Source organism: Kangiella japonica, from assembly GCF_039523535.1.
GTDB lineage: Bacteria > Pseudomonadota > Gammaproteobacteria > Enterobacterales > Kangiellaceae > Kangiella > Kangiella japonica.
The window spans coordinates 219,006-233,990 of record NZ_BAAAFM010000003.1; the positions used below are offsets into that span (position 1 = coordinate 219,006).

8 protein-coding genes are annotated in these 14,985 nt (G+C 43.1%); 2 read left to right on the top strand and 6 right to left on the bottom strand.

The features are described from left to right. Nucleotides 1-14 precede the first annotated feature (14 nt). Both ABD128_RS04460 and ABD128_RS04465 read left to right on the top strand, forming a co-directional pair. Nucleotides 15-1,757 (top strand): BatD family protein, encoded by a 1,743-nt coding sequence (locus tag ABD128_RS04460; protein ID WP_343987129.1) that lies wholly within the window; start codon nucleotides 15-17, stop codon nucleotides 1,755-1,757. A 77-nt stretch (nucleotides 1,758-1,834) separates the two neighbouring features. Beyond that, nucleotides 1,835-2,593 carry an SDR family NAD(P)-dependent oxidoreductase gene (locus ABD128_RS04465; RefSeq protein WP_343987132.1) on the top strand — a complete coding sequence of 253 codons (759 nt, stop codon included), beginning with the start codon at nucleotides 1,835-1,837 and terminating at the stop codon, nucleotides 2,591-2,593. A 41-nt stretch (nucleotides 2,594-2,634) separates the two neighbouring features. Here ABD128_RS04465 and ABD128_RS04470 read toward each other — a convergent pair whose 3' ends face one another. The 6 genes from ABD128_RS04470 to ABD128_RS04495 all read right to left on the bottom strand — a co-directional run bounded on the left by ABD128_RS04470 (nucleotide 2,635) and on the right by ABD128_RS04495 (nucleotide 14,982). After that, the gene (locus ABD128_RS04470; protein WP_343987135.1) at nucleotides 2,635-2,802 is read right to left on the bottom strand and encodes a hypothetical protein; all 168 of its coding nucleotides are present in this window, start codon (nucleotides 2,800-2,802) and stop codon (nucleotides 2,635-2,637) included. 186 nt (nucleotides 2,803-2,988) lie between these two features. Then, nucleotides 2,989-7,830, bottom strand: coding sequence for an NAD-glutamate dehydrogenase (locus tag ABD128_RS04475; protein WP_343987138.1), 4,842 nt, complete (start codon nucleotides 7,828-7,830; stop codon nucleotides 2,989-2,991). 141 nt (nucleotides 7,831-7,971) lie between these two features. Continuing rightward, complete coding sequence (locus tag ABD128_RS04480; protein WP_343987141.1) at nucleotides 7,972-10,584, bottom strand: efflux RND transporter permease subunit; 2,613 nt, start codon at nucleotides 10,582-10,584, stop codon at nucleotides 7,972-7,974. Between the two features lie 12 nt (nucleotides 10,585-10,596). After that, nucleotides 10,597-11,610, bottom strand: coding sequence for a YCF48-related protein (locus ABD128_RS04485; protein WP_343987144.1), 1,014 nt, complete (start codon nucleotides 11,608-11,610; stop codon nucleotides 10,597-10,599). A 63-nt stretch (nucleotides 11,611-11,673) separates the two neighbouring features. Beyond that, nucleotides 11,674-13,050 carry a DUF1329 domain-containing protein gene (locus ABD128_RS04490; protein ID WP_343987147.1) on the bottom strand — a complete coding sequence of 459 codons (1,377 nt, stop codon included), beginning with the start codon at nucleotides 13,048-13,050 and terminating at the stop codon, nucleotides 11,674-11,676. 18 nt (nucleotides 13,051-13,068) lie between these two features. Then, on the bottom strand, nucleotides 13,069-14,982 hold the full coding sequence (locus ABD128_RS04495; RefSeq protein ID WP_343987151.1) for a DUF1302 domain-containing protein: 1,914 nt from the start codon (nucleotides 14,980-14,982) through the stop codon (nucleotides 13,069-13,071). Nucleotides 14,983-14,985: the final 3 nt, after the last annotated feature.

The following is a 14,985-nucleotide window of genomic DNA, read 5'->3' on the forward strand; positions in this document are numbered from 1 at the left end:
AGTATATGAATACAATGAATAGAATTCTAAGTTCTTTATTGATTTTACTGTCACTGCTAGTGTTTTCAGGGCCGGCTTTCGCCAAAATAACCCTAACACTCGATCGCTCGGAAATACGAGCCCACGAAACGTTTTTTCTACGGGTACAGGTTGAAGATCCTGCTACTTTAAACGCCGGCATTAACCTAGATTTTCTACCCGACGACATCCAAGTTCGAACTCGCCAAGAGTTTAATAACAGCATTATTATCAACGGCCAATACCGCTCACAAATGGGGTGGGATTTTGAGCTACTGGCAGAGAACGCTGGAACTTTTACCATTCCAGCGTTAAATATTGGTGCTGAACGCTCTAAACCTTTCACTATTCGCATCCTGCCTGAGGAATCTGGTTTTGATAATCCGGACAGCGCTAAAATTAAACTTAGAGCGAACCTCAGTGACGAAGAAGTTTACGTTCAGCAACAGCTGATTTTTACAGTGCGTATTTATCGCTCTGTGGTCACTAGGAATCAAAACATCACCCCTATTCGCGTGACCAATGCCTTAGTTGAGCAACTAGGGGATAATAAGACCTTTAACTTTATTAAAAACGATAAAAGTTTCCGTGTTATAGAGCAGCGCTACGCAATTTTCCCACAACAAAGTGGTGAGATGGTTATCGAGCCTATCACTTATAGTGCTACGATTTTGGACGATAACAATAACAGCTCCCCTTGGAAGCGCTCACAATTAAAGCCGATCAGTTTAAGCACGCAGAAGTACACTGTTAAAGTTAAGGCAAAGCCTGAGGGTGCTGCCGAACCCTGGCTTCCGGCCTCAGGCTTAGAGCTCAAGGCAGAATGGCAACCGAATAATCAAACCTTTACTGTCGGTGAGCCAGCACAGTTAGATTTCATCATTAAAGGCTCGGGCTTACTCAAAACTCAGCTGCCTACAGTGACCTTTCCTGAGCAAGACGGTATTACTATTTATCGAGATACTCCACAGTATCACCAGCGATTTAATCGCTTTGGTGTTAATAGTTACCACTTAGAAAAAGTCGTGGTTATTCCGAGCAAGGCGGGTGAAATCAGCTTGCCTGAAATCAAAATCCCTTGGTGGAATGTAGAATCTGATCAACAAGAATTCGCTACATTAGAAGCGAAAACGATCCAGGTTGCTAGAAGCCAAAAACAGGTTACGCAAAATACTCAACAAGCCGTAGTTCCTGAGAGTCAAGAAACTGCCATGGAACAAACAACAAATCCAAACGATAGTGCTGATTCGCAAGCTATGGAAACGACTCAAGACAACGATTACTGGAAGTATGCTAGTTTTGTATTGGCATTTGTTTGGATAGCTACGCTATTACTTTGGTTTTTTAAACGAAACAGAAATTTAGTAGCTAGCGATGATACGTCTCAAAACACACACTCTCGAACGATGGACGACACACCCTCTCAGCTAAAAAACATTATAAAAAGTGCAGCGGCAAATAATGCAAAGGCTACCGAGAAACGCTTAAATAACTGGTTAAACAGCCAGTCAGACGTCAGCCAAGTTACAAACATTGTCCAACTTGAGAAGTTTTGTCGCCAAACTGGACAAGATCCACTCGCTAACGAGCTTCAAGATCTTCAACAGGCCCTATATGCAGCCGACTACCAAAAACCGTGGAGCGGACAAGACTTGGTTCGATTATTGCCTAGTTTGCAGCTGGATAAAAATATTGATAACAGCCAAGGATTACCGGGCCTTTACGAGTCGCGCGATTAAGCGCCGATTGGCATGTTTAACAAGGGTTGGTACAATGCTCAACCTAAAATTTCGACCATCAGAACATAGGTATTACTATGGATTTCTCACAAGCTAAAGCTTTAATTAGTGGTGGCGCTTCTGGGCTAGGTTTAGCCACAGCAAAGCACGTTATCGCCCACGGCGGAAAAGTTGCACTACTGGATATTAACGAAGAACAAGGTAACGACGTAGCCAAAGAACTTGGTGAAAACGCCATATTCATTAAAACTGATATCAGTAAAGAGCAAGATGTAGACAGTGCTGCCGATAAAGCCGCTGAGTTTATGGGCGGGATTAACCTAGCCGTAAGCTGTGCTGGTATTTTAGGCGCTGGCCTGATCCATAGCAAAAAAGGCCCTATGCCTGCGGACTACTTTCAAAAAGTTGTTGATATCAATCTATTAGGAAGCTTCTTGTTAACTCGCGCGGCTTCTCGCCATATGCAAGAGAACGATGAAGTAAATGGTGAACGTGGTGTTATTATCCATACTGCTTCTATCGCCGCTTACGAAGGCCAGATAGGCCAGACAGCCTATTCAGCGACTAAGTCAGCTATCGTGGGCATGGTATTACCACTGGCACGTGAGTTTGCACGAATTAAGGTGCGTGTAATGGCGGTTGCACCAGGTGTTTTCGAAACGCCAATGATGGAAAAGATTACGCCTGAAGTATGCGAACAAATTGCTGCTGGTATTCCGAACCCGTCACGCTTTGGTACTACCGAGGAATACGCAAAGCTAGTTCAGCATATTACTGAGAATGCTTACCTTAACGGCACAACCATTCGTTTAGATGCTGCCGCTAGGCTCCAATAGCGCTTCTCAGTCGTAGCGCTATACAATAAAAAAGCACCAGCTTATAGTTTGGTGCTTTTTTTTACCATACTCAAAAACGAGCGATCTTGAACACGTTCCTCAGCAACAATTTCCGCACGTTCCTTTTGCTGATCTTTCATGTAGTTTTCAAAAACTTGGTTGTACTCTTTCGATTGCTTCATTTCATCCGGTACTATTAATACGCACATTGCTAACTCCTGTTAATGCTTTATGTCTTTGTAATGAGTCTAGTAGAACAAAGGATTCTGAAGTTGCAATGAATAAATTATGACGAATTATGGCAATTGATATTTTTGCGCATCAATAACTTATATTTAGCCATAAAAAAGGCCCGGACAAACCGGGCCTATATGACTTTAAAACTTTAAAATCAATTACTTAATCAAACGTTGGCTGCGTTGAACCAAAATCTGCAACTCTCGTAGTGCAACCGAGAACTTGGCAAACTCATGGCTGTTGCTTTGTTTAAAATCAGTAACCATTTCACGCCAGCGTAATAACAAGTCTTCATGCTCCGCTAGGAAGTGTTCGATTCGCTTCTCAGGCGTTTTAAAGTTTGAGGTCAGTGGTAAAACAGCCTCAATCAAATCACGTTGCTGGTTATCAAGCTCCTCACGGAACGCTGAACGTGCAAATGCTTGCCAGTGGTTCCCCACTGGTTGGGCAATGATCTGGTTCAAGAACCAATGCAATTCAACTTCAGCACCCAATTTATAATAGACCTCAGCTACTGTCAGAATCGGCAACTCATACTGCGTAGCCAGCTCAATAATGTCCATTGCTGAGAACATAGTACTTAGGTAACTAACCTGTCTAGCAAGCTTCTCAGGGACGCCCTGATCAACCAGCTCTTGCACTTCCTTCTCGATACCTTTAGCTTCTTTCGCTTCAAGTGTCTTGTGAACACTCTTCTGCAACTCAGCAACGCCTTTACTGAAGAACTTAACAACTTCTTCAATCGACTGATCTTTTCTGCGGTTGCGCACGAACCAGCGGGTCGCACGGCGTACGATACGTCGCGCTTGGAACATCATTTTAGTCTGTACACCAGCTGGGATCTTATTGTCCAGAGCTTCAATGCTTTCAAATAACGCAGTGAGTTGGAACGTTTCCTTCGCCATAACATAACACTGCGCAACCTCGCCAATGTTAGCACCCACTTCGTCGATAACACGGAAGACAAAGTTAGTACCCATGAGGTTAACCATCTCGTTAGCTAAACACATAGAGATGATTTCATCTTTTAGCGGATGCTTCAGCATTTGCTCAAGATACTTTTTGCGAAGCGGTTTTGGGAAATATTCTACCAAGTAGCTTTCAAAGTAGCTGTTTTCGGTTACGGCTGGAATACGCAGTGCATCTTTTAGCTCCATCTTGCCATAAGCTAATAAAACAGCTAATTCAGCACGAGTTAGTCCCTTGCCATTCGCTTCTCTTTCGATAAGCTCTTCATCAGTCGGCAAATACTCTAACGCACGATCAAGTCCTATCGATTTTTCTAAACCGTGGATAAAGCGCATATGCTCTTTGACCATGGTCGGTGCACGAGTTTCGGTAACGCTAATCGACTGCGCTTGACGATAGTTGTCTTTAATGACTATATCGGCAACATCATCAGTCATACGAGCTAATAAATCATTGCGGCGCTCTTGAGTTAGGTCACCAGTAGCGACGACACCATTGAGCAAAATCTTAATATTAACTTCGTTATCCGAGCAGTTCACACCACCCGCGTTATCGATAAAGTCAGCGTTTGCACGGCCACCGTGTTGCATATATTCGATACGACCTAGGTGTGTACATCCTAAGTTACCACCTTCACCAATGACTTTTACCTGCATGTCTTTACCGTCAACACGCACAGCATCATTCGCTTTATCGCCTACTTCTAGGTGTGTTTCTTTACTTGATTTAACGTAAGTTCCGATACCACCGTTCCAGAATAAATCAGCCTTCATTTTCAAGGCAGCATTAATGAATTCCGTTGGTGACAGAGACTTAACTTTAACCCCTAACATTTCTTGCATTTCAGGCGTTAAATCAATCTTCTTCGCACTTTTCTCAAAAACCCCTCCACCTTTAGAAATCAACTCGGCGTTATAATCATTCCAGCCTGAGCGAGGAAGGTTGAATAGGCGCTCACGTTCTTTATAACTAGTTGCAGCATCCGGATTCGGGTCGACGAAGATGTGCATGTGGTTGAATGCTACTTGCAGTCTAATATGCTTCGAAAGCAACATACCGTTACCGAATACGTCACCTGACATATCACCACAAGCTACTACCGTAAAGTCTTCGTTCTGACAATCAATGCCAATCTCACGGAAGTGCCTTTTCACTGACTCCCAAGCACCACGAGCAGTAATACCCATACCTTTATGGTCATAACCATTACTACCACCAGAAGCAAACGCATCGCCTAACCAGTGGCCATACTCTTCTGAGATGCCGTTTGCGATATCGGAGAAAGTAGCGGTACCTTTATCTGCTGCAACAACTAAATACGGATCTTCATCATCGTGAATAACGACATCTCTAGGATGAACAAGCTTGTCATTGACATAGTTGTCTGTAATGTCTAGTAAAGCGCGAATGAAGATTTTATAGCACTCAACACCTTCGGCGAAGAAAGCTTCACGTCCACCAGTTGTCGGAAGTTGTTTACAGACAAATCCGCCTTTAGCACCGACAGGTACGATTACTGAGTTCTTAACTTGTTGCGCCTTAACCAAGCCTAATACTTCCGTACGATAATCTTCACGGCGATCTGACCAGCGCAGGCCACCACGAGCTACTTTACCGCCACGAAGGTGTACACCCTCGATACGTGGTGAGTAAACGAATATTTCATACATTAAGACAGGCTTAGGCATGTCTGTAATGACGCTTGGATTCAGCTTGAATGAAATATACGATTTGTCTTTACCGTTTTCATCAGCTTGATAGAAGTTAGTGCGTAACGTTGCTTCAATCATCTCAATATATTTATTGATGATCTTATCTTGATCGAGGCTTTCAACGGTTTGAACATCTTTTAATAATTGGCTTTTCTTCAACGCATACTTGCGCTGACTAAACTCTTCGGCAGGATTAAACTTCAAGTCGAACAATTCATACAAGCCAGTCGCCAACTTCGGATATTGAGAAAGTGTCTGCTCAATATAAACCTGGCTAAAGGTAAAGTTAATTTGCCACATGTATTTTGCGTAAGCGCGCAATACGGCTACCTGGCGCCAATCCAAACCCGCAGCTAGAATTAAGCGGTTAAAACCATCGTTTTCACTTTGTTTATACCAAGCTTTAGCGAATGCTTTATGGAAGTTGTCTCTAACCTCTTCGACATCGATTTCTGCTTCATCATAGCGAACATCGAAGTCAAGAATACGATACTCACCTAGTAACTCTGAAGACACTTCATAAGGCGTTTCATCAATCACGGTCAACCCCATATTTTCCAACATGGGCATTACCGCAGATAGCGGCATAGGTGTGTCTTTATGGTAAAGCTTGAAACGTAAAGACTGATCGTCTCCCGAACGATACAGGAACATACCTAGTGGCCAATCGTCACTCAAGTTCTCGATATTTTCGATATCGATCATTGCTGAGTTTACGCTTTGCTGATTCTGGAAGCTTGGTGCGAATGCCTTTCGGTACTTTCTTAATAAAACCGCAGCTTCTTCGCCATCGTAACGCTTGTTAATTTCATCAGTCAGCATTTCTTCCCAGGTCAGCGTTGCTTCTTCCAGCTTCTCCTGTAACTCGTCAAGGTCATACTTAATGGATTCTGTATTTTCCACAGGTACACGGAAGTGCGTTCTAACCAAGTTGGACTCTGAGAAATACGTCGTAAACTCAATTTCACCTTTACTATCGAAGGTTTCTGACAAAATGTCCGTCATCTTCAAGCGGATACGGGTGTTATACGTATCACGAGGCACAAAGGTCAATACTGAAAAGTAACGACCGAAAGGATCGCGACGTACAAAAGCTCTAACTTGACGACGCTCTTGAATATGTAAAATACCAAGCACGATGTCTAAAAGCTTTAAAGTTGGAATTTGGAATAACTCATCTCGTGGATAGGTTTCCAGAATATTTCTTAAAGCCTTGTAGTCATGACCACCCGGCTTAAGTTTCGACTCAGTAAGAACATTGTTAATTTTCTTACGTAGAACCGGAATGTTTTGGGGATCCATGTTATACGCGGCTGAGGTAAACAAGCCAAAGAAGCGGTGCTCACCAATCACTTCACCCTTGTCGTTAAAACGCTTCACACCGATATAGTCGATATGGCTTGAGCGATGAACTGTTGATAAAGTGCTGGTTTTGGTTAATACCAAAATATGCTCGTTCGATAAGGCAAGTTTTTGCGCGCCTTTTGGAGAACGGGCAAGATAATACTCAGAATATTTCTGCTCATCACCTAAAATACCAAGACCTGAGCCTTTAACTGATTTTAAGTAATACTCATTATCTTTATTTTTCTTAAGATCGTAGGTTCGAGCGCCCATCATAACGAAATGGTTCTCTTTTACCCACTGTAAAAAGTTAACGGTTTCTTCAATACGATCTTCACGTAATGGCGGCGGGTCATTTTCAAGTTCAGCAATGACATCGATCATCTTTTGACGCATTGGCTTCCAGTCAGAAACAGTCGCTCTAACATCGCCTAAAATACGCACCAAGTCTTTCTCGATGCGCTGCATTTCGTCAGCATCGATTAAACGGTCAACTTCAAGGTACATTGGCGTTTCAATGTTTTCGCCTTCCGAACTGCATTTGTCATAAGACACGTCGACTTTCGAGATGCGGCCCGTTTTTGTACGCTTAATAAACATCGGTACATGAATGTGTAAATGCACATCAATACCATGCCTGTTAAGTTCCATACGAATAGAATCAACCAAAAACGGAATGTCACGGTGATTTATCTCAATGACTGTATAGCGAGACTCCCAACCATCGTCTTTCTTGTCGGGATTAAAAACTCTTACTTTGCTGGCTCCATCGAAATCCTGGATAAAGTTCCAAAGACTCGATATGGAGTTAAAAAACTGTGTGGGACTGCGCTCACTAAACTCATCTTCAGAGACGCTTGAGTATATTAATGAGGAGAATTGTTTAACAAGCTCAGCTTGTTGCTTAGAATATTGCTTTTCAGAGAGTTGTTGGACGTTCTCCAACAAATTTGAAGAGTTATTTACACCGGCCATTGTCCTGTCCAAGAATAAAAAAATATGGGTTAAATAACGTTTTTTAACGTTACCCAATTCTAGGACATTTGGATAAGAAATGGCACCTTAATTTGCATTAAGATGCCTTTTTTTCAACTGCTTCTACCAGTTAAGCTGTCTTTAACGTCTGTATAATAAACAGGCTAGTGCAGGTAATAAGAAAATTGCGCCTAACATATTCACTAAGAACATAAATGTCAGCATGATTCCCATGTCTGCCTGGTATTGTAAAGCTGATAAAATCCAAGTACTTACGCCAATCGCTAAGGTTAAACCGGTGAACAATACAGCGTTACCCGTTAACTTTAAGGTCTCAAAATATGCCTCTGAGACGGAGCGACCTTCACGTATGAATCCAACCATGCGCGAGAAGATATAAATACCGTAATCCACACCAATACCTACACCCAGTGCAATTACTGGCAATGTGGCCACTGTCAGGCCGATTTCGAGCCATGTCATCAAAGCTTGCGCCAGTAACGAAACAACGACTAGCGGTAATACCACACAGATAGTTCCTCGAACCGAACGGAAACTGATTAAACAAAGCAATGTAACCGCTAAGTATACCCAGATCATCATTGGAACTTGTGCCGCTTCAACGGCTTCGTTAGTTGCAGCCATTACGCCAACGGCGCCTGTTGCTAAACGGAATTTAACGGGTTTAAAGCCACTATCAGGCAATTCAGCTTTAAGTGCCGATGTTACGGCCTTCAACTGACTCTCTTCTATTGCATCTGAATCAGCTAACTTTTCATCTAAGAAAGCTTCTAAAGTCGGGCGCTCTGAGTTTTCGCCGTAATCAAGCTGACTGTACTCATCTAGCAATGGATCGAGTATTTGCTGCAATGATTCAGTATTTTCCTCAGAAACAGCTCCTTTAACAATGCCATATACTGCTGCTTTTTCTTTTGCTAGATATTCCGATTGGAAGCTTTTTGCAGACTCGACCACACGCTCAATAGTTTCGGCTTTGTGATCGTTTAGGAATATCATTACCGGCATCACGCTACAGCCTGAGTTGAGTAAGCCAGTGCTAGTCTCGACACGCGCAATAGTATAAGGCAATACCGCTTCGTCTTTCGGCAACACCTTCCACTTAAGATTACCTTCACTTAACAAGCCATTCACGACTTTCGACACTTGCGGAAGGCTCAATGTGGATTGAACACCCTTTACATTTGCTAGCTGCCACTGGAAATCGTCAATGGTCGCCATAATATTGTAATAGGTACAACCGTCGGTCTGTGTTTCCGCTAAGATCGAAATCACGTCAGTACCAATCGAGTATTCTTCTGTGACAAACTTAGTGTCGAGGTTATAAGTCGAGTTTTGCTTCAAAGCTGGAGCACCGGCGTGAAGATCGCCGACTTTCATGTTTTGCGAGCCCCAGTAACCGACTAAACCAAGTACGACACCTACAATGACGACTATCAAAGCCATTGGGCGCTTAGCAAACACGCTCAGCTTGTGCCATAACACTTCATGGGACTTTTCACGCTTTTGAACGCCTTTTACGAAGGAGTCGGAGAAGCTGGTGTAAGAAATCAGTAGCGGCAGTAAAATTAAGTTAGTTAGGATTAAAACCGCGACACCAATACTCGCTGTAATAGCAAGTTCGCGAATAATGTCGATTTCAATTAACTGTAAGGTTAAGAAACCAATAGTGTCACTTAATAGAGCCACTCCACCAGGAACAATTAAGCCTGCACATGCCGCAATAGCTGCATCATAAACTTTAAAACCTTTACCTACATTATGCTGTACCCCGTTAATCATCTGCACACCATGGCTAACACCAATGGCGAAGATTAAGAAAGGTATGAGGATCGACATAGGGTCGATACCGTATCCAAGCGCAGTCAAGATACCTAATTGCCATACCACTGCAACACTTGACGTTAATAATGGCAATAAAGTCAGTTTAACTGAGCGCGAATACCAGAAAACCAGCAAGGCTGTGATTAAAAATGCAATCAGGAAGAAAAAGATAACATTTCCAGCGCCATCGCTCACATCGCCAATCATTTTTGCAAAGCCAATGATATGGACTTCGATATTAGGGTACTTCGCTTCGATTTCACGGCGTAAGTCTTCAAGCTGATGGGCTACTTTTACGTAGTCGGTTTGAACCATTTGCGAGATAGCTTGACCATTAGCATCTAACTTTAGTTCTGCTTTAGGATCGTTATACTCGGAAAATAATTGCGCCGATATCATTGCTGATTTGAAGTTATTAGAGACTAATCGACCTCGAATTCCAGCTTTTAAGATATTCTCTTTTACTTGATCGAAAGCTTCGGCTTTGTCAGCCTGTTCAAACTCAGGCGGAATAACAGGCCCACCCTCAAGACCTTGCTCACTCGCTTCAATGTATCGAACCGAAGGCGAATACAGCGACTGAACTTGAGACTGGTTAACACCCTCAATACCTTCAACACGATCGTCGGCAATTCTAAGAGCTTCAAAAAACTCTTCGTTAAATATCTCGCCATCCTTAGACTCTAAGGCAACAAAGACTCGATTCGCACCGCCGAACTCTTCCTGGTACTCAAGATAAGTCTGCATGTATTCATGCTTTAAAGGGATATTTTTTTCGAAACTTGCATCAATTCTCAGTTGAGACATGAAGTAAGCCATAATGGCGGTAATAATGACGAATACTGCGACCCATAACCCGCGCTTAGAAAAAAGCAAAGACTTTACTAAAGGCTCTAATTTATTTTTTGACATTTTATTAACCTTCTACTGTTGTGCTTTATTTTCAACTTGCGACGATGAACTCACGCCACCTTCGCCAACAATAATAAACTGTTCATCAGCTACTTCGATCAACGCTGCTCTTCCTTTGAGGTCAGGACGCTTGCTCACTTTTGCAGCTTTGGTATTTGTAGCGGATTTCTCAATCATGACACCACCTGTACCGACTAAAACAAGATTTCCAGCATCGGTTATTATCATGTCGTGTAATCCTGCTTGTACTCCTAATGGAACCTTGTTCCAACTGGAGCCACCATCTTTTGAATGGAACAAGTTACCACGCAAGCCATAAACATAAATGTCGTTAGCTTTTACAGATATCCCGAAAAATGAGCCTTCATAAGGAGAGTTTACTTTATCCCAAGTTTTGCCACCGTCTTTGGTGACTGCAATCATGCCTTTGCTAAATTCATCGCCATATTCATCGGCTTCAGCAATATACTTCTCACCAGCGATATACCATGTATCTGCCGTGAGTCTTTCAATGTCATAAAAGTGACTAAATCCATCATAAACATCACTCAAACTATCAATCTGACGGTTTTCCCAACTTTTACCGCCATCTTCAGTCTCTAAATACAATCCGTAAGACCCAACTGCAGTGATAGTATCTTTTGAGGTATAAATGACACTAAATAAGGCTGGCTGTAGATTCGATACTTCCTGATGGCTGACCGTCCAAGTTTCGCCAGCATCTTGTGTTAGTAAAATCGTTTGATCAAAACCAACGGCAACACCATGATTTTCATCAAGAAAATCAACAGCTGTTAAATTTACACTAACTGGAACCTCAACCTGTCGCCAGTTTTGGTTTTGATCTTCCGAGATCAAGATATGACCTCGCTGGCCAACCGTAAGTAACCTTTGGTCACTTACTTTCACAATATCAAGTAAAAGAGATTCTACAGCTTTGGGTGCAATTACAGCAGGTTCACCTTTAGAAATAGGTGCCGCTAGAATGACTAAACTAATTATTAGAGTTTGAAGGACATTTTTCATTGTTTTGAATTTTCTAGACATTTAAGGCAAAGCGGCCGGGGAGCCCGGCCGCTGATGGATGTTTTATCGACGACCAATACGTCGTAACGCTGAAGGCGTAAAGTGTGACGCGTTGTACTTAACTTCGAAATCATACATTTCTTCTTGGTTATCTAAACCAATCACTAGATATCGACCTGATGGCAAGTCGTAGTAAGTTTCCAAAGTTGACCAAAGAGTTGGTACTTCGTAGTAATTAATCGGGTAAGCTTGTGCTACGCGCCATAATTCACCACGTTGATCGTACATCTCTTCAGCTACGATTTGGTAGCTGTCTTCATCGATATAGAACACACGCTTACCATACTGGTGACGCGTGTCATCTTTAATATCGGCTTCTAAAACCCACACACGGTGCTTCTCATAACGAACTAAGTCAGAGTTGATAACACCTGGTTTTATGATTTCATCGTACTCAACTTCGTCAGAGTGAAGTTTATAGTTGTTATATGGGATATAAACTTCCTTCTTGCCTTTGATAGTCCAGTTGTATCTGTCTGGAGCACCGTTGAACATATCGAAATCATCGGTGGTTCTTAAACCATCAGAAGCAGTACCTGGTGCGTCATAGGCTACGTTAGGTGCACGACGAACACGGCGTTGACCTGGGTTATAAGTCCAAGCTTTACGTGGCTCTTTCACCTGATCCATTGTTTCGTGGACCAACAAAGCTGTACCGGCTAATCGGGCTGGTGCGCTAACGGTCTGGCGGAACAAGAATAGAACGTTTCCTTCAGCTAACTTCTCTGGCGTCATGCCAGGTTCGTTATAGATATGGTGCAACTGGTCTTCAAGTTTAACCAATACATAGTCGCCGTCTGGTAGCGGTGCTGCTTGAGCAACCTTACGCATAACAGAAACACCGCGGTAACGTGTCAATGAGTTCCAAATCAACTCAAGCCCACTTTGTGGGAATGGGAATGGAACACCAATCGAAGCGCCTTTAATACCGTTACCACCCTGCACTAACTCAGCTTTAGAAGCATTCGCTTTAATCGCATCATAAACATGCTGTGGGAATGATGCTGATCGGCGTGTTGGATAAACGTGCATTTTGAAGTTCTCTGGGTACGTTTTAAACAGGGCAACCTGACCTACCGTTAGAAAATCCTCATACTCTTTATAGTTTGAAGCGTTAATCGTAAATGATATTTCATCATCCGCAAATGGGTCAGGGTGATGATCACCGACTTCATACCCTTCCGGTAATTCCTGGATACCGCCAGTCCAAGCTGGGATAGAGCCGTCTTCATTACCTGCGCGCTCAGAGCCCATCGGAGTATAGACATCCCCTCCAAGCTCTGCCGCCTTTTCCTGTGAAACTTTTGCAGTTGCCGCACCAGAAAAGAGTACTGAAGCGACTGCGCTCGCTAATAACCATTTATTCATTATCTTAGCCATAAACTGTTAATACCCTTATTAGAATGAGTAACTTAGTGCTGCTGAAACATAATCACGGTCAGCAATTAAGTTTCTTTTTCCAGCGCCAAAGAATGCGTTGTATGCGAAATCAACTTTCCAACGACTTTGGTAATCAAAGCTCGTGCCTATAGCAAGAGACTTACGATCTTCTAAGAAGTTCGAAATTGGCGCAGGAGTATTACCTTTCACATCATGTTGGAATACCAAACGCGGTTTCATGTTCCAACCTTTAAAGGCATCGTTATATTCCCAGCGCATCGCTAGACGGTAACCCCAAGAGAAATCATCAGCAAAACCTGTTGAATTGCCTTCACACTCGGTCGTTACACGCTGTCCGTTGCTAGGATTAGTAAATCCACAGGGTGTGCTACCAGGGGGTGCTAGTTCAAACATACCACCAACAGTACCATTACCATTCGCATCGACAGCTCGGTCTGGGTTGCCTGAACGGAAAGTACCTTCCGCTTCATAGCGTAGAACACTCTTTTCAGGCATATCTAAAATTTGGTTTAGACCAACTTCTAGTAGGAATACGGTTTGATCCGAGCCCCACATTGAACCTAACAAGTTGGTAAAGGTCATTTGCGCCTGAATAGTGTCATGCAGTCGATAACCTGAAATTTCGTCACCTAAACCATGACCATTCGCAACCTGACTCGTACCGCTTGGAATTTGACCAATTGGCTCTAGAGTCGCAAACAAGAGTTCGACATCATCAACTTGAAGTGGTTCATCGATACGATAAGAGATTTCACCAGCAACCGAAACGCCACCGTCTGTCGCTGTATTAAAGCTCATACCAAGCATTTGAATATCTTCTGGGTATTCCAAGAAACCGTAAACTGTACCGGTATTATCGGCTGCGTTAGCAGAAATAATCGGACGACGGTTGTGGTAATTCATGTAATAGAAACCTAATTCGGTGCCCATTTCAGTGAAATAACCAAACTTCACACCATACTGTCCATCGTCGTCAGCAGTACGAGAATCTTTACGGATAGCTACAGTGCCAGGTTGGCCTTCTGGGAACTGTGCGAAACCTAGGTGTACTTCAGAACCTTTTAAACCTAAGAAGTCACGAGTAGCAAAATAAGTACCCGGCTCATCAGTACGAACAGGTTCCCACTCAAACTGATAGAAACCTTCTAGAGTCCAGCTATTACCCGCTTCGCCAATCCACTCAGCCGAAGCCCACAACATTTTTGAAGGAATAAAGGCTTCCTTTAATTCTGCGCCTGGATTTCTTAAGGTTCTTAAATCAACGGCGTTTGCCTCAGACAAGCTGTGCTGAATGAAAGTACTTTCACCCCAGCTTACAACCTGCTCACCTAAACGAGCTTGAACTACGCTTGTGTCGCTTGGATACCAAGTGCTCCACACATACGCATCTAGCATACGTGCGTCATAGCCTTGCTCTTTTCTACTGGTCGTTTCGCCAGCAGCATAAGCACCGCTTGGATAGGTATCTAGGTCACGGAAGCGCATTTCTTTGTCCATTAGGACACGATCGTAATACCAAAGTCCACGTGCAAAAACACCGTAGTCGCCATCTTTATGGCGCATATCGAATTCGTGCGTACCTTTGATTACTTGAGAGAAGAAATCGCCTTTATTGAAGTTTAAATTACCGTCATCGGAGTTATTCGACCAAGCACCGTCTGGAACGATCCCTGAACCGTATAGACTGGTCACTGACTGGCCTGTTTCTTGCTGGTAAAGGTTAGCTTTACCAACGAGCGCACGATCACGCTCTTCAACACGCATACTGGCGCCGACTGAGATAGTGGTGTCTAAGTTATACTCAAAATTCTCACTGTCCCAACCCACAGCATTAGATGCAGTGGCGGCTAACGCTAAAGATACGCCAACGGCAATCTTAGATAAGGTCATAATAGATTTATTACTATTCATACA